Here is a 20,537-nt window from a genome sequence, read left to right on the forward strand (position 1 = left end):
GTCAGGCCCGGACGTCGAGCCCGGATCTCCCGCAGGATGGCCGCCGCTCTCCTCAGGAGCGGGCGCCGGGTCGGGCCTGCCGGTTGTCCAGCGCTGAGCCCGGGATCCGTCGCGGCGTTGGACACCCGGGCGAGCGCCTTTGCCGGCGAGATCACAGGCCGATCGTCTTGAGGATCAGCGCCCGCAGCACCCCCGGCCAGTTCGCCGGCGGCTCGTGCAGCGCCGTACCGGCCCCCGCGACCGCCGCGACCGCCTGGGCGCCGGCCGGCAGTCGGCGCGATGGCGGACCCAGACCATCATCGCGGCCGCCCGTCTGCTGGACGACACTCGCGGGCGGCCAAACCTGTGCGAAGCCGCCCGGGAGATCAATATTCGTCCGCGAGCCGGGAGAGCGGTTTCTTAAGCCCTCGGTCATGAAACGGTCGTGCGGCGTCGCCGACCGTGACGTCGACGACGGCCAGGTTCTGCGCGAGGACGAGCCGCCGACCGGGTGGGCCGACGTGCGGCGCGAACCCGCCCGTCGTCGAAGCCGCCCAGCCGCCGGTGTCCGAGGGCGCCCAACCGCTGCTGTGCCGATTCCTGGTCTGGTCGAAGCGTTGATCATGTCGGCGGCGGCCGGTTCGCGACAAGAGGCATCAACCCAGCCAGGCGCCGCCCCGCGCCTGCTACCTGCTACCTGCCTGGTCAGGACACGTTCTACGGTGCAAGCAGGGCTGCTTCCGGCAGTAGCCGGTTGTGCTGCCGGAAGCAGCCAGCCGCGCCCCACTACTCACATCAGGACGCGCAGCGCTCCCGGCGCGACGGCGCAGGTCAGCGGCAGCGAGCCGACACGCTCGCCGTCGGCGTAGGCGACCACGTCGGGCGCCTCCAGCGTGACGCTGCGCGCCCTCAGCATGGTGACGGCCGGATGACCGGCATGGCTGCCGCGGTAGACGCCGGCGAAGGAGCGTACGAACGCGCCCTTGCCCACGGCGCCCAGGATCGTCACGTCGAGCAGGCCGTCGTCGGGTTCGGCCGCCGGGCAGATGCGCATGCCGGCACCGTAGGAGGCGGTGTTGCCGACGGCCACCAGCATCGCCTCCTGCTCGACCACCTCGCCGTCGAGGGTGAGCCGGAACGGGATCGGGCGGAACGAGCGCAGCTCGCCCGCGGCCGCCACCAGGTACTTGGCCATGCCGGGCGGCCAGGTGAGGGCGTTGGCGCGTTCGTTGACCCTGGAGTCGAAGCCGCAGCACACCACGCTGGCGAACCACTCGTCGGGCCCGACGCGGGCGGCGTCGACCGTTCTGGTACGGCCGCGCAGGATCGCCCTGACGGGGTCGCGGCGGGTGAGGCCGAGCGCGGCGGCGAAGTCGTTGCCGGTCCCGGCCGGGATGATGCCCAGCGGCACGTCGCTGCCGGCCACCGCCTGCACCGCCAGGTGGACCAGGCCGTCGCCGCCGAAGGCGACCAGCGCGTCAGGGCGTTCGGCGACCGCCGTACAGGCGCGTTCCAGGGCGTCGGCGGGGCCGGTGCCGACGATCACGCTCACGTCGGCGCCGCCCGTGCGCAGCCTGCGCACCAGGGGCTCCAGCAGGCGCAGCGTCCTGCCGCCCCGGGCGGCGGGATTCACTAAGAGGGCGAGGTCCACCCGTCAGTCGTCCAGGTTCAGCGGCGCGGCCTCGTCGTCCGACAGCAGCGCGTCCGGGTCCTGCGGCCGGCGCCGTTCCCTCAGGAAGATGAACCCCTCGGCGAGGAAGTAGAGCACCACCATCGGCGCGGCCAGGGCCATCATGGTCAGCGGATCGCCGCCGGGCGTGATCACGGCGCCGAAGACGAACATGAGGAACACCACCGTACGGCGGTGCTTCTTGACCGTGGCGTGCGACAGCACCCCGATGATGTTGAGGAAGACCAGCAGCAGCGGCAGCTCGAACGACACCCCGAAGATCACCAGCATGATGAGCACGTAGTCGAGGTACTCGTTGATCTGGATGGTGGCGACGGTGTCGCTCGGCATGAAGCCCAGCAGGATGGCCAGGCTGGTGTCCATGATCACGTAGGCGAGCGCGGCACCGCCCAGGAACAGCGGGATCGCCAAGGACAGGAACGCCACGCTGTAGCGCTTCTCGTTGCGGTAGAGCGCGGGAGTGACGAAGGCCCAGATCTGGTAGAGCCAGACGGGCGAGGACACCAGGATGCCCACCATCGCCGCGACCTTCAGCGTGGTGAAGAAGGACTGGAAGATGCCGCCGGTGGTCAGCGTGCAGTGTCCAGGGCGCAACTGCTGGGCCGCGGCCGTGTCGCAGAACGGTTCCTTGATGAAGGCCCAGACCGGGTCGAACAGGAAGAACCCGATGACCACACCGACGACCAGCGCGAGCATTGCGATGACGAGCCTGTTGCGCAGCTCGCGCAGATGCTCCATGAGAGGCATGCGCCCCTCATCGTCGACGGCGGTCTTGTTGGGCCGTTTGAACAGCACCATTCAGCGGTCCCTGGTGTGGTGGGTGTCGGGTCAGGCGTTCTTGTTGGCGGCGGCCTGCGCGCGCAGCTTGGCGGCCTGCTCCTCGAGCTGGCGGGCCTGCTCCTCAGCCGACAGCGCGGGTGCGGCGGCGGGCAGCTGCTGCGCGGGCTGGGCCGGCGGCTGCGGCTGCGCGGTCGCGGTGGCCTGCGTGGCGGTCTGCTCGTCGTCCTCCTCACGCAGCTTGCTGGTCTCGGCCTTGAAGATGCGCAGCGACTTGCCCACGCCCCGTGCCATCTCCGGCAGCTTCTTGGCCCCGAACAGCAGGACCAGCACCAGGGCAATGATCAGCAGCTCAGGAACTCCGAGGTTCGGCATGAAACATCCTTATTGAGCGAGGTGCAATCTCACCGACGATCGTACGCTGCCGGGAGCCCAGACTCATCCCCTGAGCTCCCGTTCGCCCCATTTCTGGCACCCAATGTTCGCCCTGCGGCCGTGAGCTGGGCATGTGCCCGTCGTATCTCGGCGCTCAGCTCCCGTAAGGCGACCAGCAGGCGGGCACTCACGAACCCGAGTACGGCCAGCCCTGCCGCGCCCGCGGCCACCGCCACGTAGATCCAGCCCGTCCAGGTCATGACGCCTGAGAGTACAGCGACAGCGCCCGATCGGCCTCCTGCTGCACCCTTTCGGCCAGCGCCCGCGGCGAGACGATCCTGCCGGTGTCGCCGAGCCGGAGCGCCAGCTTGAGTGTCCAGTCCTCGTCGCGGGCGCGCAGCGTGACCCGCAACCGACCCTCTCCCAGCTCCTCGACCCGCTCGCACGGGTAGTACTCGGCCACCCACCGGCCCGCCGCGGTCAGCTCGAGCACGACGAGCTCGTCGGTGGGCGAGGGCCGGAAGACGCCCTGGGTGACGTCGATCGGCTCGGCCCCGGCCGGCGGGTCAGCCGGCACGTCGAGCACCTCGACGCCCAGCATCCGGTCCAGCCTGAACAGCCGCATCGCCTCGGCCCGGTAGCACCAGCCCTCCAGGTAGGTGCGGCCGTCGGCGACCACGAGCCGGGTCGGGTCGACCTCCCGCGGCGTCACCTCGTCACGGCCAGGCACGTAGTAGCGCAGCGACAGCCGCCGCCCGCCGACCAGCGCCTCGCGCACCCTGGCGGCCGCGTCCGGCGCCGACTCCACGTCCACCGCGAACTGGCTGCTGACGGCCGCCGCGCCCGCTCCCGCCGCCTGCTCCAGCTTGGCCGTCACGCGCGACAGCGCGTCGCCGTGGGCGAACTCGACCAGCTCGGGGGTGGCCGCCAGCATCCGCAACGCCACCAGCAGCGCGCTGGCCTCGTCGATGCCCAGGCGCAGCGGCCGGGCGATGGTCTCGGCGTTGTCGATGAGGATCTCGCCGCCGTCCCACGAGACGTCGATCAGATCACCGGGTGTGTGGCCGGGAAGCCCGCACATCCACACCAGCTGCAGGTCGTCGATGAGCTGCTTCTCGCTCAGCCCGAACAGCGCGGCCACCTCGGCCACCTGCGCCCCCTGGTGGGACATCAGGTACGGCACCAGCGCCAGCAGCCTGGGCAGCCGGTCGGCCGTCGAGCTCATGCCAGCACCCCTTTCAGTCGCGCGATCACGGCCTCACGGGCGTCGGGCGGCTCCACCACCAGCACGTCGGCGCCCAGGCTGGCGATCCATCCGGCCAGCCGTTCGGGATCGGCGAAGACCAGCTCCACCGTGTCCCACCCGTCGTCACCCTCCCGGACGGCGCGGGCGACCTGGCGCAGGCCCTCGCACGCGCCCTGCCGTACCTTGAGGACGGCGGTGCGCTCCTCCATCGCCTCTTCGGGGAAGCCGACCATCGAACGCAGGTCCACCCCCTGGGGCACCTCGACCGTGCCCGGCCTGCCCATCGGGGCCACCGGGCCGCAGATGCGGCTCAGCCTGAACACCCGTGGCGCCTGCCGGTCGCGGTCGAAGCCGGCCACGTACCACTTGCCGCGCCTGCTGATGACCCCCCACGGCTCGATCGTGCGGGTGCGGACCGTCTCGCCGGCCGCCGGCCGGTAGTCGAAGCGGACCACCCGCCGGTCACGCACCGCCTCCCACAGCGAGGGGAAGGACGGGTCGCGCGTCTCGACGCGCAGCTCCAGCGCCTCGCCAGGCCCGGCGTCGGTGGCCACGCCGCCCGCGCGCAGCTTCAGCAGCGCGCCGCTGGCGGCCTCGGCCAGGCTGGCCCGCTGCCACACCCGCGCCGCCAGGCCCAGCACGGCCGCCTCGTCCGGCTCCAGGGTGATGTCCGGCAGCTCGTAGGCCTCGCGCTGGATCCGGTAGCCCGGCTCGTCCTCCCACGGGTCGCGGTGCACCTCGATGGGGATGCCGATCTCGCGCAGCTCGTTCTTGTCGCGTTCGAACATCCGCTGGAAGGCCTCGTCGCCGTCGCGGTCGTAGCCGGGCACGGCGTGGCGGATCTGCTCTGCCGACAACGGCCGGTGCGTCGCGAGCAGGCAGATCACGAGATTGAGCAACCGCTCTGTCTTACGGCGTGACATCTGCCTTTCTCCTCACTCGTTCGACGCTACCCTGCCTCCGTGATCAGATGGCGCAAGGGCGAGGTTGTCGGGATCCGGCGCGAGTGGCCGGGAGCTGTGGAGCTCGAGGTCACCGTTCCCGAGGGGACGTGCAGGGCGCTGGCCTATCCCCCACTGGTGGGACGCCCCGAACCGGGTGACGAGGTGCTGCTCAACACGACCGCCCTCGCGATGGGTCTCGGTACGGGAGGTTACGCCATGGTGGTGGCCGTCCCGAACAGATTGCCGGAAGATCCTGATGGTCCCGGCCATCTGGTGAAGGCCCGCTACACCCCGCTGCAGGCCACCGTGCTCGGCGCCGACGAGCAGGAATCTCCCTTCCACGAGGTGCTTCGCGAGGCCGACTCCCTCGACGGGATGCCGGTCGTCGTGGCCGATCTGCACTCGGCGCTGCCGGCCATCCTGTGCGGGATGTCGCCGCGCCCGCGGGTGGCCTACGTGATGCTGGACGGCGGCGCGCTGCCGGCCTGGTTCTCGATGGCCGCCGCCAGGCTGCGCGAGGTGGGCTGGCTGGCCGGGGTGGTCACCGTCGGCCAGGCCTTCGGCGGCGACGTCGAGGCCGTCACCACCCACACCGGGCTGCTGGCCGCCCGGCACGTCCTGCACGCCGACGTGGCGATCGTCACCCAGGGGCCGGGCAACCTCGGCACCGGCACCCGCTGGGGCTTCTCTGGGGTGTCGGCCGGCGAGGCGGTCAACGCCGCGGCCGTGCTGGGCGGGCGGCCGGTGGCGGCGCTGCGCGTCAGCGAGGGAGACCGGCGCGAGCGGCACCTCGGCGTCTCGCACCATTCGCTGACCGCCTACGGCAGGGTGGCGCTGTCGCCGGCCCAGGTGGTGGTGCCCGAGCTGCCCGGCGAGTTCGGCGAGCGGGTGCGCGACCAGGCCGAGCTGCTGGCCGTACGGCACGAGCTGGTCTCGGTGCCGGTCGACGGGCTGTACGAGGCGCTGCTCGCCTCGCCGGTCAGGCTGTCGACGATGGGGCGCGGCCTGGACGAGGACCTGGCCTACTTCCTGGCCTCGGCGGCGGCCGGGCGGCACGCCGTCACCCTTCTGACGTAGCCGCCGGATCATCCCGTGGAGGGAGGACGGCGGGCCGCCGGTCGGCGATCGTGAAGTGATGACGCGAACACGCTTCGTACTCCTCACGATCCTGGCGCTCGTCGCGACGGCCTGCGGCGCGGGCGGCGGTCCGGCCGGCGGCACGACCGGCGGTGCGACCGGAGCGCCGCACGCCGGACAGCACGGCGGCCTGCACGGCACCTCGACGGCCGCGCCCGCCGCCGCGCCCGCCCGGTCCGGCGAGCGGTTCGTCACGCTGGCGATGCCCGAGCCGTACACCCCCAAGCCGCCGAACGGCGGCACCGACGAGTACCGCTGCTTCCTCGTCGACCCGAAGGTGACCGAGCCCGACACCTTCCTGACCGGTACCCAGTTCACCGCGCAGAACGGCGAGGTGGTCCACCACGCGATCCTGTTCAGGGTGGACGCCGGCCAGGTGGCGGCCGTGCGGGCCTACGACGCCAAGCAGCCGGGCCCGGGCTGGGGCTGCTTCGGCGACGCGGGCGTGGGCGACGCCGACTGGATCGGCCACTGGGCGCCCGGCACCAGCGAGGTCCTGCTCGACCCGAAGCTCGGCTACCCGATGGCGGCGGGCAGCGCGCTGATCATGCAGGTCCACTACAGCACGCTGGCCCTGGGCGACCGCCCGGCCGGCAGTGACCGGTCCAGCGTGCGGCTGCGCCTGGCCTCGGGCAAGCTGACGCCGCTGCGCACCCAGCTGTTCATGGCGCCGATCGAGCTGCCCTGCACGCCGCAGGAGAAGGGCGCGCTGTGCGAGCGCGAGGCCGCCATCGCCGACGTGGGCCGCCGCTTCAGCACCGACGCCAAGGAGCTCACCTCGCAGCTGGTCACCTGGTGCTCGGGCGGCAAGCCGGCGCCGGGGCCGACCCAGCACTGCGACATGCCGGTCCAGAAGCCCGCCACCCTGCATGCCCTGGCCGGCCACATGCATCTGCTCGGCCGTTCCATCAAGGTGGAGCTCAATCCTGGCAGGCCCGGCGCCAGGACGCTGCTCGACGTGCCCCGCTACGACTTCGACAACCAGGCGCTGCGACCGCTGGCCGAACCGGTGAAGGTCGGGCCCGGCGACACCATCCGCACCACCTGCACCCATGACGCCTCGCTGCGCGCCCGGCTGCCACTGCTGCGCGACCTGCCGCCGCGCTACGTGGTCTGGGGCGAGGGCACCCAGGACGAGATGTGCCTGGGCATCGCGGTGGCCTCGTAGAAGTCCTTGAACGTGAACGCCTCGGGGCCCGGCCCCTCGGCCCTGAGGCGTCCGAGCCGCTCCATGCCCTCGGTGAGCGTCGGGATCGTGCCCGCGGGGATCCACCACATCACCGAGTACGGCTCGGCCATGCGAAGGAACCACTCCCTGCGGCGCTTGAGCACCGCCATGTGCCGGCTCTTGTAGACGAAGTTCCACAGGGTCTCGCGCGACTCCCACACCGAGAAGTTGATCACCAGGTGGTCGCCGTAGCCGTGCTGGACGGTCAGCGTCGGATCCTCATCGCTCTCCTTGAGCCGCCACACGAAGCCGGGTGCCGCGTCGGACAGCACGTTGATCGGTTCGAGGTTGGCGACGAAGTCGGCGAGCTCGGGCGTGTCGAGGGGCGCGCGCAGGTGCGCGACGTTCAGCTGGGCGAGATGCATGAACCCTACTATGTCAATCCTCATTGGTTTTAGAAAGAGTCACACAGCATTCGCCCGGCCGCGGATCGAGCGCCGCCCTGCCGGAATCCTCGCCGAGCCCCTCCAGCAGCCCCTGGCACAGCGCCAGGTTCATCGAGCACACCAGCAGCGGGTAGTCCTGAGCCAGCGCGTGGAAGGGGCAGTTGCGCTGCCTGACCACGCCGTCCTCGACGTACGGTTCGTAACCGCGCTCCCCCATCGTCTCGACCACGTCGCCCCCGCCCGCCGCGATACGGCGGCCGGCCGCCCGCGCCGCCCGCTCGGCCTGCTCCTCGCCGCCGAGCAGCTCCACCACGTCGGCCAGCACCGAGGCGAGCGAGCCGTAGTCGCGCGGCGGCAGGCTCACCGCCAGCTCGGCCGCCGCCCGCCGGTAGACCTTGGCGGGCCGGCCGCTGCCCGGCCCCTTGCGCTCCTGCGGCCGGAACCCGGCCTCCAGCAGCCCCGCCTCCACCAGCTTGTCCAGGTGGTGGGCGGCCAGCGTCCGCGACACCCCCACCGCCTCGGCCGCCTCGCCGCGCCCCACCTCGCCGCCCCGGGCCGCCACGTAGGCGTACAGGCCGCGGCGGACGGGATCGCTCAACTGGGACAGGGCCTCGAGGTCGCTCACAGCCCGGAGTCTACGAGCCGCCGCGCCCGCAGCCGCGCCCGCACCCGGGCCCGAGCCGCGGGCCGAACCAGAGCCTGAACCAGAGCCCGGACCAGGGGCCGAACCCCCGCCCGGCGGCCGGCAGGCGACCAGAACGTCTGGCAGGCGGCCAGAACGTCCGGCAGGCGGCCAGGACGTCTAGTAGGCGGCCAGGACGTCGACGACGAACACCAGCGTGTCGGCGCCGGTGATGCCGAACTGGGGATGCCCCGTCGCGCCGTAGCCCGAGGACGGCGGGACGATCATCAGCACCCTGCTGCCGGTCGGCACCCCCACCAGCGCCCGGTCCCACCCCTTGATGACCCGGCCCTCGCCGATCGTGAACGCCTTCGGCTGGCCCGACTTCCAGGTGGAGTCGAAGACCTTACCGCCGGCCCACACCGCGCCCTCGTGCTGCGTCACCAGCAGCTGGCCGGCCCGCGTCTTCGGCCCGTCACCGCGCTCGAGCACCCTGGCCGCGAACGCGCGCGGCGGCGCGACACCGGACGGGATCGACAGCCGCGGCCGCTCACCCCCGCTCACCCTGACCCCGGCCAGCGTGCCCGCGCCCGAGGCGTGGGCGTTCCTGGCGTGCGCGCCGAGAATGTCGACCACGTAGAACAGGTCGTCGTCGGGGCCGATGCCCTGCGGCGGGTTGGCGCCGAACCCCTCGGCCGGCGGGATGGAGGCGATCACCCTGCTGCCGACGGCACGCCCCTGCAGCGCCTTGTCCAGGCCGGGCAGCAGCCGGCCCACCGGGAAGGCGGCGGGCGTGCCGCGGTTGAAGCTGGAGTCGACCAGGCGGTTCTCCCTGCCGTCCCAGACGTGCGCCGTGTACTGCACGATCGCCACGTCGTCCTTGGCCAGCTTCGCGCCCTTGCCCGCGCTCAGCTCGTCGATCTGCAACTCGGCCGACGGCTTGCCCGCGGGGAAGACGATCGTCGGCTTGCGGCCGAACTCGCCGCCCACCTTGAGATCCAGATCGTCACCGGAGGACACGCCCGTGCAGGCGGTCAGCAGCGCCAGCGGGACCAGCAGCAGGAGCAGGCGCACGGACGTCCTCCCTGATGAACCAGCGGCCTTCGGGGGCAGGCCACTGGTTTATCAGATTTCGCGTCAGTAAGCGCCCAGAACGTCGACGACGAACACCAGCGTGCTGCCCGCCGGGATCTCACCGGAGGGCGTGTCGCCGTAGCCCAGGTTCGGCGGGATCACCAGCAGCAGGCGGCTGCCGACCTTGGCGCCCTCCAGCGACTGGTCCCAGCCCTTGATGACCTGGCCGCTGCCGACCCCCTGCACGGTGAACGGCTCCCGGCTCCAACTGGAGTCGAACTGCTTGTCGGTGCCCCACAGCTTGCCGGTGTAGTGGACCACGACCGACTGGCCCTTCTTCACCGCGGGCCCGGTGCCCTCGATCACCGTCTCCTTGACCAGCTTGGCCGGCGGCTTGGCCGCGGTCTTGGTCGTCAGCGTGGGAGCCTTGTCACCGCCGGGGCTCTCCACCGTCACGCCCTTGACGCCCGGGTCGGTGGCCGTGCCGTTGGCCGCCTTCGGCAGCGTGGAGATCAGGTCGAAGACGAACACCCGCGGCTTGGAGGTGTCCATGCCGTTCTGCTTGGCCTGCGCCAGCTCCTGCTGGGTGTAGCTGTCGTTGGCCACGACCGTCATGAACCGGCCGCCCAGCTTCGTCTTGCCGAAGCCGTCGATCATCACCTTCGGCATCTGGGCGTTGACGGTGATCGGCTCGGTCTTCTTGGTGTCGTAGGTCGAGCCCTCGAGCGTGTTCTGCTTGCCGTCCCAGCTCCAGACCGACAGGTTCACGAACACCGTGTCGCCCATCGCCACGCCGGCGCCGGAGCCCGGGCTGAGCACCTCCAGCGACGACTTGCTGGCCGGATTCCCCTCAGGGAAGGTCACCGTGGGTTTGGCGCCCACGGTCCCGGTGACCTTCGGCCCCGCGGCGGCTTCACCGCCGGTCTGCTGCGAGCCGCACGCGGCGGCGAAGATCAAAGGCACTGCTGCTAGTACGGCCAGGCGGCGGCGCATCGAGTTCCCCAGGAGAGTCGGACAGGTCCGCGCCACCTTATCCGAAGAGCGCGTACGACCCCGATAAGGAAACGGCAAAAGCAGCGCTACATTCCGGCGATCAGCTTGTCCACCCTCTCGTCGACGCTGCGGAACGGATCCTTGCACAGCACCGTGCGCTGCGCCTGGTCGTTCAGCTTGAGATGCACCCAGTCGACGGTGAAGTCGCGCCGCTTCTCCTGCGCCTTGCGGATGAACTCGCCCCGCAGGCGCGCTCTGGTCGTCTGCGGCGGCACCGACTTGGCCTCGAAGATCTTCAGATCGGAGGCCACCCGCTCGACCGCGCCGCGCTTCTGCAGCAGGTAGTACAGCCCGCGCCGCCGGTGCACGTCGTGGTAGGCCAGGTCGAGCTGGGCCACCCGCGGGCTGGACAGCGGCAGGTCGTACTTCTTCCGATAGCGCTCGATGAGCTGGTACTTCGTCACCCAGTCGATCTCCCGCGAGACCAGGTCGAGATTGCCCGTCTCGACCGCCTGCAGCGTGCGCTCCCACAGCTCCAGCACCCTGCGCGCGATGGGATCACCGCCGCGCCGGTCGACGAAGTCCTTCGCCTTGGTCAGATACTCCTGCTGGATCTCCAGGCTGGAGGCCTCCCTGCCGTTGGCCAGGCGGACCCTGCGCCGGCCCGTCATGTCGTGGGAGACCTCCCTGATCGCCCTGATCGGGTTCTCCAGCGACAGGTCGCGCATGACCGTGCCCGCCTCGATCATCCGCAGCACCAGATCGGTGGCGCCGACCTTCAGCAGCATCGTCGCCTCGCTCATGTTCGAGTCGCCGACGATGACGTGCAGCCTGCGGAAACGCTCGGCGTCGGCGTGCGGCTCGTCACGCGTGTTGATGATCGGCCTGGACCGGGTCGTGGCGCTGGAGACGCCCTCCCAGATGTGCTCGGCCCGCTGCGAGACGCAGTAGACCGCGCCGCGCGGCGTCTGCAGCACCTTGCCGGCGCCGCAGATGATCTGCCGGGTGACCAGGAACGGGATCAGCACGTCGGCCAGGCGGCCGAACTCGCCGTGCCGGCCGACCAGATAGTTCTCGTGGCAACCGTAGGAGTTGCCCGCCGAATCGGTGTTGTTCTTGAACAGGTAGATGTCACCGGCGATGCCCTCTTCACGCAGCCGCTTCTCGGCGTCGACCAGCAGCCCCTCGAGGATCCGCTCGCCCGCCTTGTCGTGGGTGACGAGCTCGATGACGTTGTCACACTCTGGTGTTGCGTATTCGGGGTGGCTGCCCACGTCGAGATACAGACGCGCGCCGTTGCGGAGGAAGACATTGCTCGATCGGCCCCAGGAGACGACCCGGCGGAACAGATAGCGGGCGACCTCGTCCGGCGACAGCCTGCGCTGCCCCCTGAACGTGCAGGTCACGCCGTACTCGTTCTCCAGCCCGAAGATGCGACGATCCATCACCTCACACTAGTTCCCCGAAATCGCCAGCGGGAGAGATCTTCGCGTGTTTCGATTTTCTTTCAACCGCGCGCCCGCCCCTCGAGCCCGCGCCGCGGCCCCGAATTCCCGGGTACGGCACGCGACCTCCCCGCGCCCCGGGAACAGCGTGCGGGGCCGCCCGGACAACCGGACGGCCCCGCGAACGAACACCGGAGTGCGGTGCGGGACCGCCGCCCCCGCGGACGGTCCCACCTCGCTCACGGCGTGTAGATCTCCTGCACCTTCACGATCTGCCCCTTGTAGACCGTGATCAGCGAGGGGGTCTGCTGCTTGGCCGACCGCTTCATGAGCACGGAACGCGAGCAGCTCTTGCTGCCCAGCCCCGTCCTGCGGTCGACCGTCATGGCCGACTGGCGCGAACTGCACCCGAAGGCGCTGAGGTAGACCACCTTCTTGGCGATCGGCGAGGCATAGGCCGTCACATCGCCCTCCGGCGGGCCGACGAAGTACCCCTCGGTGTACTTGTCCCTCTTCCACTTGATCGGCGCGTACTCGGCGGTGCCGTCCTTGCGGACGTGGGTGATCCAGCCCCGGAGGATCCCGTCACGCCTGGGGTGGAGGCCCTTGGTGAAGTCGTGGCCCGGATCGGCCTGGAAGCTCGTACCGAAGGTCTCCGGCTGCTCGAACGTCGGGACGGCGCCGGTCGCCGCCTGCGCCGCCCCCGACGTCAGGGCCAGCGAACAGGCGGCCGCGACCACACCGGCTGCGAGGAATGTCATCTTCACATCGGCTTTGATCCAGAACGCGGGGTCACGGTTCTCGAAAGATCGTGTGATCCCCATCACATCGACGCCCGGCAGGTTTACCGGATGGACGGGCGACGTCACCGCGCCCGGCCGAAGTCCCGCCACAGTGGCGTGAAAAGACCGACGGCCACCGGTGACCCCGGTGGCCGTGGTGCGGCTTGCCGTACAGGACCTGTCACGAACGGGCGCCACGCGCCCGCCGGCGGCTACTCGGTGCCGTCGTCGGCACCGGCCTCCGGCGCCGTCGGCGGAGCCTCGGCCGGCGGCGCGGCCGCGGGCGCCTCCTGCAGCAACCGCTCCAGCCGCCGCCCCGTCAGCCGCAGGAACTTGCGGTGCTCCCGGTTACGGTCGAGCACCGCCACCTCCAGCTGACCCGCCGGCGGCCGCTCACCGCCCGGCTCCGTCAGCGCCGCCAGCGCCACCTCCAGCGCCTCGGCCAGCGGCATGCCCTCCTTGTAACGCTCCTTCAGCCGGGTCGCCACCGCCTCCGCCTGACCGCCCATCGCGGCGAAACCGTGCTCGTCGAACACCGAACCGTCGAAGGTCAACCGGTAGATCGCATCACCGTCGGGCGTGTCGCCCACCTCGGCCACCACCACCTCCACCTCGAGCGACTTGATCGACTCGGTGAAGATCCGGCCCAGGTTGGAGGCGTACAGGTTGGCCAGCCCACGACCCGTCACATCGGAACGGTCATAGGTGTAGCCGTTGATGTCGGCATAACGGATGCCGCCCAGCCGCAACTCCTCGAACTCGTTGTAGCGGCCGACCGCGGCGAACCCGATCCGGTCATAGATCTCGCTCACCTTGTGCAGCGCACGCGAAGGATTCGGCGCCACGAACAGGATGCCGTCGACATACTGCAGCACCACCACGCTGCGGCCACGCGCGATGCCCTTACGCGCGTAGTCCGCCTTGTCGCGCATGATCTGCTCGGGCGACGCATATCCAAAAGGCATGGACATGTCGGGAGGTCCTTTCTAGGACAGCGGGGCGATGGGACCGTCAGGGGAGATCATCCGCTCCGCGAGCATCCGCTCGACCACGGCGGCGACCTCGTCGTCACTCAGGCGACGGAAACCGTCGGCGTCGACGACCGCGACCACGGGCCAGATCTTCCTGGTCACATCCGGCCCACCGGTGGCCGAGTCGTCGTCCGCGGCGTCGTACAACGCCTGGATCGTCGCCATCACGATGTCGTCGGCCGACGCGTTGTCCCGGTACAGCTTCTTCAACGCACCACGCGCGAAGATCGAACCCGAGCCGATCGCGTCGAACCTGTCCCGCTCGTACGGTCCGCCCGCCACGTCGTAGCCGAAGATCCGCCCCGCGTCCCGCTGCTCGTCGTAGGCGGCGAACAGCGGCACCACCACCAGGCCCTGCATCGCCATCGCCAGGTTGCCGCGGATCATCGTCGCCAGCCTGTTGGCCTTACCGGCCACCGACAGCGTGCGACCCTCCATCTTCTCGTAGTGCTCCAGCTCCACCCGGTACAGCCTGGCCATCTCGATGCCCGTGCTGGCCGTACCCGCGATCCCCATGCAGGAATAGTCGTCGGTCCTGAACACCTTCTGGATGTCGCGCTGCGAGATCACGTTTCCCGACGTGGCCCGGCGGTCACCGGCCATCACCACCCCGCCGGCGCAGGTCGCGGCGACGATCGTGGTCGCGTGCGGAACCTGGTCACCGATCGGCGTGGCCAGCGTCTGTGCGCGCGTCGGCAGCAGGTCAGGAGCATGCCTGCCGACGAACTCGGAGAACGAGGAACTTCCGTTGTTCACGAAGAGCTGGCTCATCAAGCCGGCGGGCAGATCCCTGTGCGGTGCCACGCGACTCCCTCCAAAAACCTCAGTGTCCTTAGGCCAGACCCTACTCATGTTGTGCTGTTGCATGCACTTCCCACGATCAGCTCAGCGCGAACCATCTGCCGCCCGCCACAACGGCGACACCCCCGCCGGCACCGGCCCTCCCCACGACACCCGAGGCCCGCCCCACCGCCGCCGGTCATACTGGACCCCATGCGGGACTGGGTGCTCCACGTCGACCTCGACGCCTTCATGGCCGCCGTCGAGATCCTGCGCAACCCGGAACTCCACGGCCGCCCGGTCGTCATCGGCGGCAACGGCGACCCCACCACCCCCCGCACCGTCGTCGCCACCGCCTCCTACGAGGCCCGCCAGTACGGCGTGCACTCCGGCATCCCCATGCGCACCGCCCACAGACGCTGCCCCGACGCCGTCTACCTGCCCACCGACCCACCCGCCTACGAAGCCGCCAGCGCCGCCGTCATGGCCGTCCTGCGCACCTTCCCCGTCACCGTCGAAGTCTGGGGCCTCGACGAGGCCTTCCTCGGCGCCACCACCGACGACCCCGAAACGCTCGCCCGGGACATCCAGCACGCCGTCACCGACGCCACCGGACTCACCTGCTCCATCGGCATCGGCGACAACAAGCACCAGGCCAAACTCGCCGCCCAGGCCCACAAGCCGGCAGGCGTCTCACGGCTCACCACCGACACCTGGCACACCACCATGGGCGAGCGCCCCACCACCGCCCTCTGGGGAATCGGCCCCAAAACCGGCCGGAAACTCGCCGACCTCGGCCTCCACACCGTCGCCCAGCTCGCCGCCGCCGACCCCGCCCACCTGGCCGCCCACTTCGGGCCCACCAACGGCCCCTGGCTGCGCTACCTCGCCCTCGGCAAGGGCGAGACCACCGTCACCAGCACCCCCTGGGTCCCGCGCGGCCACAGCCACGAGACCACCTTCACCCGCGACCTCACCGACCCGGCCGCCATGCGCGACCACATCACCACCCTCGCCCGCCGCCTGGCCGGCGAGACCGACGGCCGCCCCGTCATCCGCGTCACGGTGAAGGTCCGCTTCTCCCCCTTCACCACCCACACCAAGCAGGCCAAACTCCCCGAGCCCACCCTCGACGCGGACACCATCGAACAGACCGCCCACACGATCTTCGGCCGCTTCCCGCACGACCGCCCCGTCCGCCTCCTCGGCGTCTCCGTCGAATACGCCTAGAACCGAACCGAACCGGCCCGCGACCCCGCCGCTAGACCGGCACCGCCCGCGACAGGAACTCCGACCACCGCGCGTCCTCCAGGCGAGCCAACTCCTCCAGTTCCTCCTCGTCGAGCTCCCACTCCACGAAGGTCGCCTCCAGATACGCGACCGCCCGCCACACGACCGTCGCGTCATCCCTGAACTGGCCGATCCCCGTATTGCACGGCAGGCACAACGCGAACCGCACCGCACCCGAGCGATGACAGTGATCCACATGCTCCGGCGGGCGATCCCAGCAGACCGCGCACAACCCGTGCTGGTCGCCGATCATCCGCTCCACGTCCTCATGGCGCATCCCGTAGCGCCGCGACAGGTGATAGGTCCGCGTCGGCGCCACCGGCCCGCTCCCGCGCTCGGGCGGGATCACGAAATCCGGCCAGAGCACCACCCCGTCGAGATAGTGCGCCGCCACCTCCATGAGCACGACGTCGTCCTGGAAGTGACCCAGCGCGTTGTTGCAGTTGAAGCACAGCACGCCGCGCACCAGGCCGCTCGCGTGGCAGTGGTCGACGTGCGTGCCCGGCACCACCTGACAGATGGCGCAGAGCCCGCCCTGCCGGGCGAGCATCCGCTCGTAGTCGTCCTCGGTGATGCCGTAGCGGCGCTTGAGGTGATAGTTCCTCTCGCTGCCGTAGTTCTTGATCTTGATCTCACGCATGGTCTGCGTGTGACACGGCTTGCAGTAGGCGGTCAGTCCCGACTTCTCCGATCGGTTCCGTCCGAACTCAGCCACTTCTTTGATCTGCTCACACCGCGGGCACCGTTTGTGCCCTTCGGGGACCTCGACCCGCTCGCGCACAGCCTTGCCCTGCGCAGCCTTGCGCTTGCGATAACTCTTGGCATATTTCGCCCGAAAGCAGGCTTTGCAGTACCGCGCGAGGCCGTCGGCCATGCGCTTGTTGAGCCCGAACTCGGAGACCGCCTTGGTCTCACCACAATCCGGGCACCGCTTACCCCCGTCGGGCACTTCCACCCCTCTCGGTGTCCGCTTTGCCCTACTCCCCGCCCTTTTGGACGTAGCTGCGCACGAATTCCTCTGCGTTCTCTTCGAGAACTTCGTCGATTTCGTCCAGAATCGCGTCGACGTCGTCGGTCAGCTTCTCCTGGCGCTCCTGCACATCGCCGGCCGCCGAGGCCTCGGTCTCCTCGACCTCGGTCTCGCGACGACCAGTCTGCTTCTGACCGCCGGTGTCCCTGTTCGCCATGATCTTCCTCCGCTTGGGGGACTGCCTCTACTGGCTATCTTCCCCGAACCGGGCGACATTTCGCGCGCCGAGTCCGGCGATCTTCGTGAACTGTTGACTGGGATGAATCTGGGCATCTCGCTGCTGGAGCCGCAGGGGCGCCGTCCGCGGCCGATCCGGCCCGTACGGCTCCGCACGGGAGGGCGCCGACCGCCGTCGTGCGCCGCCGTGGTCCTCCGTGCGCTTCTCGGGGCGCGTGGTGGCGCGCCGCGACGGCGCCCGTTCGGCGATCACCGTGGACAGGGGCAACGCGCCTCCCCTCCCCCACCTGCGCCGCCCACCCCGCGACGATCCGCCCGGGAACCGCCGGGCCTGGCCACACGCGACCGACGCGGCTTCGCCCGTGGCAACACCTCGACCCCCTGCTCTGGTTCGGCCCCTCGGCGCCTCTGGGACGCGCTGGACGCGCACGTCCGGCCATCCACGCTGGCCGGCCTGACCGGCGCGTGGGTGGGACCTCCCGGAAGACCCCTCCAGGGACCACCAGGGCCGCCGGGGGTGGGTGGAGATACAGCAAGCCTCCCGGGTGAGCCCCACCCTTCCAGGGACCACCAGGGGCCGCCGGAATGGGCGGAGATACGGCAGGCCTCCCAGGTGAACCTCCACCCTGCCGGGACGGCCGGGGGCGGCGCTGGATCATTCGCTCCCGGTGAGGGCGGCGACGAGGTCGGCGGCGGTGCGGCAGCGGTCGAAGAGCTCGCCGACGTGGCTCTTGGTGCCGCGCAGCGGCTCGAGGGTGGGCACGCGCTGAAGGGATTCGCGGCCCGGGATGTCGAAGATGACAGAGTCCCAGGAGGCGGCGGCGACGGATTCGCTGTACTGGCGCAGGCAGCGGCCGCGGAAGTAGGCGCGGGTGTCGGTGGGCGGGTTCTCGACGGCGCGCTGGACCTGTTCCTCGGTGACGAGGCGCTGCATGCGTCCGCGGGCGACGAGGCGGTTGTAGAGGCCGCGGTCGGGCCTGATGTCGGAGTACTGGAGGTCGACGAGCTGGAGTCTGGGGTGGGACCAGGCGAGGCCGTCGCGGGTGCGGTAGCCCTCGAGGAGTTCGAGCTTGGCGACCCAGTCGAGTTCGCGGGCGAGCTGCATGGGGTCTTCGGCCAGGCGGGTGAGGACGGATTCCCAGCGGTCGAGGATGTCCTTGTTCATCTCCTCGGTGGCGGTGCCGCGTTCCTCGACGTACTTGCGGGCCTGTTCGAGGTATTCCATCTGCAGCTGGATGGCGGTGAGCTTGCGCCCGTCGCGCATGGGGATCTCGTAGCGGCAGGTGGGGTCGTGGGAGACGGCGCGCAGGGCCTGGACGGGGTTTTCGACGGCGAGGTCGCGGGTGAGGAAGTTGTCCTCGATCATGGCGAGGACGAGGGCCGTGGTCCCGAGCTTCAGATATGTCGAAATTTCCGACATGTTGGCGTCGCCGATGATGACGTGGAGCCTGCGGTACTTCTCCGGGTCGGCGTGCGGCTCGTCGCGGGTGTTGATGATGGGCCGCTTGAGCGTGGTCTCCAGCCCGACCTCGACCTCGAAGAAGTCGGCGCGCTGGCTGATCTGGAAGCCTTCGCCGCGGGAGTCCTGCCCGATGCCGACCTTGCCGGCGCCGACGACGACCTGCCGGGAGACGAAGAAGGGGGTCAGGTGGCGGACGATGTCGGCGAAGGGGGTGGCGCGCCGCATGAGGTAGTTCTCGTGGCAGCCGTAGGAGGCGCCCTTGGCGTCGGTGTTGTTCTTGTAGAGCTGGATGGGGGCGTTGGTGGGGATGGACGAGGCGCGCATGGTGGCGTCGTACATGACCCTTTCGCCCGCCTTGTCCCAGATGACGGCGGCACGCGGGTTGGTGACCTCGGGCGTGGAGTACTCGGGGTGGGCGTGGTCGACGTAGAGGCGGGCGCCGTTGGTGAGGATGACGTTGGCCAGGCCGAGGTCCTCGTCGGTCAGCTGGCTGGGGTCGGCGACCTCGCGGGCGAGATCGAAGCCACGGGCGTCACGGAGCGGGTTCTCCTCCTCGAAGTCCCAGCGCGCCCTGCGCGCCCTGGCGGCCGAGGCGGCCAGGTAGGCGTTCACGACCTGGGAGGAGGTCACCATCGCGTTGGCGCCCGGCTGGCCGGGTACGGAGATCCCGTACTCGGTCTCGATGCCCATCACCCGACGCACCGTCATGCGCACCTCTCGTGGTCCGGCCTACAGAGTCCGGTCTGTCTATCCGCCGTTTATATGCCCGAGCCTATGCCCTTCACAGTCCCTCAGGGCCACAGAGTTATGGCACCGACGCCTTTTCCACCCGTACGGCGGGCATTGGCGGGCTTTGCGGGGTGCGGCGTGGCCGCAGAAGCCGCTGAATAGGACGTTCGGCACAGGAATAGACAAGATACGACAAGAGGAGGGTGATGAAGGTGGCGAGCGCGCCCAGCGCCCATGCGGGCATGGTGCCGACGAGGGGCGGGATGAGGGCGACGGCCACGACGCTGTGGAAGAGGTAGAGCGGGTAGGTGGTGCCGCCGAGCGCGGTCAGGACGGGCGAGGACGGCATGCGGAAGTAGCCGAGCGCGACCATGGCCATGACGGCGAAGATCAGCGTGATGGTGAAGACCACGCCCGTCTCGGTGACGGGCATGGCCGCGAAGCCCGCCGCCTCGATGCGCCTGGCGACGCGGCCGATGGCCGAGTCGATGGCCAGGACCCATGACAGGCCGAACAGCAGCCAGGGCAGCCAGGCCGAGCCGTGCCGGTGGATGAGGTAGAGGGCCATGCCGGCGACGAAGTATCCGGCGTAGGCGGGCATGACGGTCTCGGTGAGGATCTCGTTGTCGAGCAGGGCCGCCTCGAGGCCGAACCAGCGGGGGACGACCAGCGCCAGGGCGGCGGCGAGCCAGACGCTCATGAAGACCAGGATCCGCCGGTAGGTGACGCCGACGATCACCACGACCGAGATGAGCAGGTAGAAGCGCAGCTCGGCCCACAGTGACCAGTAGACCCCCATGGCGTCGGTCACGTCGAACAGGCGCTGGAGCATGGTGGCGTTGACCAGGTAGCCGGAGACCGACAGCTTCGGGTCGAGGGGCTTGGCGGCGAGCACGCCGTACACCAGCGCGACGGCGGCCAGGCTGACCCAGTAGGCCGGGTACAGCCGGACGAACCTGGACCAGGCGAACGCGCCGAGCCCGCGCCCCCACACGGTCATGAGGATGACGAAGCCGCTGATGACGAAGAACAGTTCGACGCCGAGGATGCCGAGGCCGGCCACGGGAGCGATCCAGGGGAAGAGCGTCGAGGGCCGCTGTCCCCAGACGGAGGCGAAGGCGACGAAGAAGTGGAAGGCGAGGACGGCCATGGCGGCGATGAAGCGGAGGAGGTCGAGTTCCGCGAGCCTGCCGCCCGGATGAGCGGGCCTCGCGGCCATTGGTCGTCTGCGCACGCCCCTTTGACGCGATCTTGTGACGGTTGGGTTCCATGTGTCCCCTGAGACTTTGCTGCCAACAGGGTTTTACTTTGCGTGTTCAGTAGATAACTTTACGTGGCCACATCTCCGAGCGAACAGGTG

General features: G+C 70.1%; 21 protein-coding genes. 3 read left to right on the forward strand and 18 right to left on the reverse strand.

The window, feature by feature from the left end; translation table 11 throughout:
• Positions 1 to 151 precede the first annotated feature (151 nt).
• The 6 genes from ACWDLG_RS27975 to ACWDLG_RS28000 form a co-directional block, all read right to left on the reverse strand.
• Positions 152 to 415 (reverse strand): hypothetical protein, encoded by a 264-nt coding sequence (locus tag ACWDLG_RS27975; RefSeq protein ID WP_449925356.1) that lies wholly within the window; start codon positions 413 to 415, stop codon positions 152 to 154.
• A gap of 354 nt (positions 416 to 769) precedes the next feature.
• Positions 770 to 1,612: a diacylglycerol/lipid kinase family protein gene (locus ACWDLG_RS27980; protein ID WP_449925358.1), complete on the reverse strand. Its 843-nt coding sequence runs from the start codon at positions 1,610 to 1,612 to the stop codon at positions 770 to 772.
• 21 nt (positions 1,613 to 1,633) lie between these two features.
• Positions 1,634 to 2,467: a twin-arginine translocase subunit TatC gene (gene tatC, locus ACWDLG_RS27985; protein ID WP_449925361.1), complete on the reverse strand. Its 834-nt coding sequence runs from the start codon at positions 2,465 to 2,467 to the stop codon at positions 1,634 to 1,636.
• A gap of 30 nt (positions 2,468 to 2,497) precedes the next feature.
• Positions 2,498 to 2,821 (reverse strand): Sec-independent protein translocase subunit TatA, encoded by a 324-nt coding sequence (gene tatA / locus ACWDLG_RS27990; protein WP_354906967.1) that lies wholly within the window; start codon positions 2,819 to 2,821, stop codon positions 2,498 to 2,500.
• Positions 2,822 to 3,077: 256 nt separating this feature from the next.
• Positions 3,078 to 4,046, reverse strand: a complete 969-nt coding sequence (locus tag ACWDLG_RS27995; protein ID WP_449925365.1) for a helix-turn-helix transcriptional regulator — start codon at positions 4,044 to 4,046, stop codon at positions 3,078 to 3,080.
• Positions 4,043 to 4,990 (reverse strand): helix-turn-helix transcriptional regulator, encoded by a 948-nt coding sequence (locus ACWDLG_RS28000; RefSeq protein WP_449925368.1) that lies wholly within the window; start codon positions 4,988 to 4,990, stop codon positions 4,043 to 4,045. The genes ACWDLG_RS27995 and ACWDLG_RS28000 overlap by 4 nt, the downstream gene beginning before the upstream one ends.
• A gap of 39 nt (positions 4,991 to 5,029) precedes the next feature.
• Between ACWDLG_RS28000 and ACWDLG_RS28005 the strand changes: the two genes are divergently transcribed.
• On the forward strand, positions 5,030 to 6,088 hold the full coding sequence (locus ACWDLG_RS28005; protein ID WP_449925371.1) for a DUF3866 family protein: 1,059 nt from the start codon (positions 5,030 to 5,032) through the stop codon (positions 6,086 to 6,088).
• Positions 6,089 to 6,146: 58 nt separating this feature from the next.
• A complete protein-coding gene (locus ACWDLG_RS28010) occupies positions 6,147 to 7,316 on the forward strand; it encodes a monooxygenase (RefSeq protein WP_449925374.1) in 1,170 nt (389 codons plus the stop codon).
• Here the strand turns inward: ACWDLG_RS28010 and ACWDLG_RS28015 are convergent.
• From ACWDLG_RS28015 to prcB, 8 genes are all read right to left on the reverse strand, one after another.
• The gene (locus ACWDLG_RS28015; RefSeq protein WP_449925376.1) at positions 7,253 to 7,741 is read right to left on the reverse strand and encodes a DUF3291 domain-containing protein; all 489 of its coding nucleotides are present in this window, start codon (positions 7,739 to 7,741) and stop codon (positions 7,253 to 7,255) included. The genes ACWDLG_RS28010 and ACWDLG_RS28015 overlap by 64 nt on opposite strands.
• Before the next feature lie 13 nt (positions 7,742 to 7,754).
• Complete coding sequence (locus tag ACWDLG_RS28020) at positions 7,755 to 8,387, reverse strand: helix-turn-helix transcriptional regulator (RefSeq protein WP_449925378.1); 633 nt, start codon at positions 8,385 to 8,387, stop codon at positions 7,755 to 7,757.
• Positions 8,388 to 8,564: 177 nt separating this feature from the next.
• On the reverse strand, positions 8,565 to 9,458 hold the full coding sequence (locus ACWDLG_RS28025; protein ID WP_449925381.1) for an FKBP-type peptidyl-prolyl cis-trans isomerase: 894 nt from the start codon (positions 9,456 to 9,458) through the stop codon (positions 8,565 to 8,567).
• A gap of 63 nt (positions 9,459 to 9,521) precedes the next feature.
• Entirely contained in the window at positions 9,522 to 10,421 is a 900-nt protein-coding gene (locus ACWDLG_RS28030; protein WP_449925384.1) for an FKBP-type peptidyl-prolyl cis-trans isomerase, read from the reverse strand.
• A 116-nt stretch (positions 10,422 to 10,537) separates the two neighbouring features.
• Positions 10,538 to 11,896: a Pup--protein ligase gene (gene pafA / locus ACWDLG_RS28035; protein ID WP_449925387.1), complete on the reverse strand. Its 1,359-nt coding sequence runs from the start codon at positions 11,894 to 11,896 to the stop codon at positions 10,538 to 10,540.
• 239 nt (positions 11,897 to 12,135) lie between these two features.
• Positions 12,136 to 12,657, reverse strand: a complete 522-nt coding sequence (locus ACWDLG_RS28040; protein ID WP_449925390.1) for a hypothetical protein — start codon at positions 12,655 to 12,657, stop codon at positions 12,136 to 12,138.
• 233 nt (positions 12,658 to 12,890) lie between these two features.
• Entirely contained in the window at positions 12,891 to 13,643 is a 753-nt protein-coding gene (gene prcA / locus ACWDLG_RS28045; RefSeq protein WP_449925811.1) for a proteasome subunit alpha, read from the reverse strand.
• 21 nt (positions 13,644 to 13,664) lie between these two features.
• A complete protein-coding gene (gene prcB / locus ACWDLG_RS28050; protein ID WP_354907171.1) occupies positions 13,665 to 14,480 on the reverse strand; it encodes a proteasome subunit beta in 816 nt (271 codons plus the stop codon).
• 222 nt (positions 14,481 to 14,702) lie between these two features.
• Here prcB and ACWDLG_RS28055 point away from each other — a divergent pair, with 222 nt between their 5' ends.
• Positions 14,703 to 15,719, forward strand: coding sequence for a DNA polymerase IV (locus tag ACWDLG_RS28055; protein ID WP_449925392.1), 1,017 nt, complete (start codon positions 14,703 to 14,705; stop codon positions 15,717 to 15,719).
• A gap of 31 nt (positions 15,720 to 15,750) precedes the next feature.
• On the opposite strand, the gene ACWDLG_RS28060 is transcribed toward ACWDLG_RS28055, so the two are convergent.
• The 4 genes from ACWDLG_RS28060 to ACWDLG_RS28075 all read right to left on the reverse strand — a co-directional run bounded on the left by ACWDLG_RS28060 (position 15,751) and on the right by ACWDLG_RS28075 (position 20,411).
• A complete protein-coding gene (locus ACWDLG_RS28060) occupies positions 15,751 to 16,734 on the reverse strand; it encodes an endonuclease domain-containing protein (protein ID WP_449925395.1) in 984 nt (327 codons plus the stop codon).
• A 22-nt stretch (positions 16,735 to 16,756) separates the two neighbouring features.
• Positions 16,757 to 16,966 carry a ubiquitin-like protein Pup gene (locus ACWDLG_RS28065; protein ID WP_354906981.1) on the reverse strand — a complete coding sequence of 70 codons (210 nt, stop codon included), beginning with the start codon at positions 16,964 to 16,966 and terminating at the stop codon, positions 16,757 to 16,759.
• Between the two features lie 675 nt (positions 16,967 to 17,641).
• A complete protein-coding gene (gene dop, locus ACWDLG_RS28070) occupies positions 17,642 to 19,156 on the reverse strand; it encodes a depupylase/deamidase Dop (protein ID WP_449925399.1) in 1,515 nt (504 codons plus the stop codon).
• A gap of 97 nt (positions 19,157 to 19,253) precedes the next feature.
• Positions 19,254 to 20,411 (reverse strand): acyltransferase family protein, encoded by a 1,158-nt coding sequence (locus ACWDLG_RS28075; protein WP_449925402.1) that lies wholly within the window; start codon positions 20,409 to 20,411, stop codon positions 19,254 to 19,256.
• Between the last annotated feature and the right edge of the window lie 126 nt (positions 20,412 to 20,537).

It is taken from the genome of Nonomuraea sp. NPDC003727 (genome assembly GCF_053586935.1).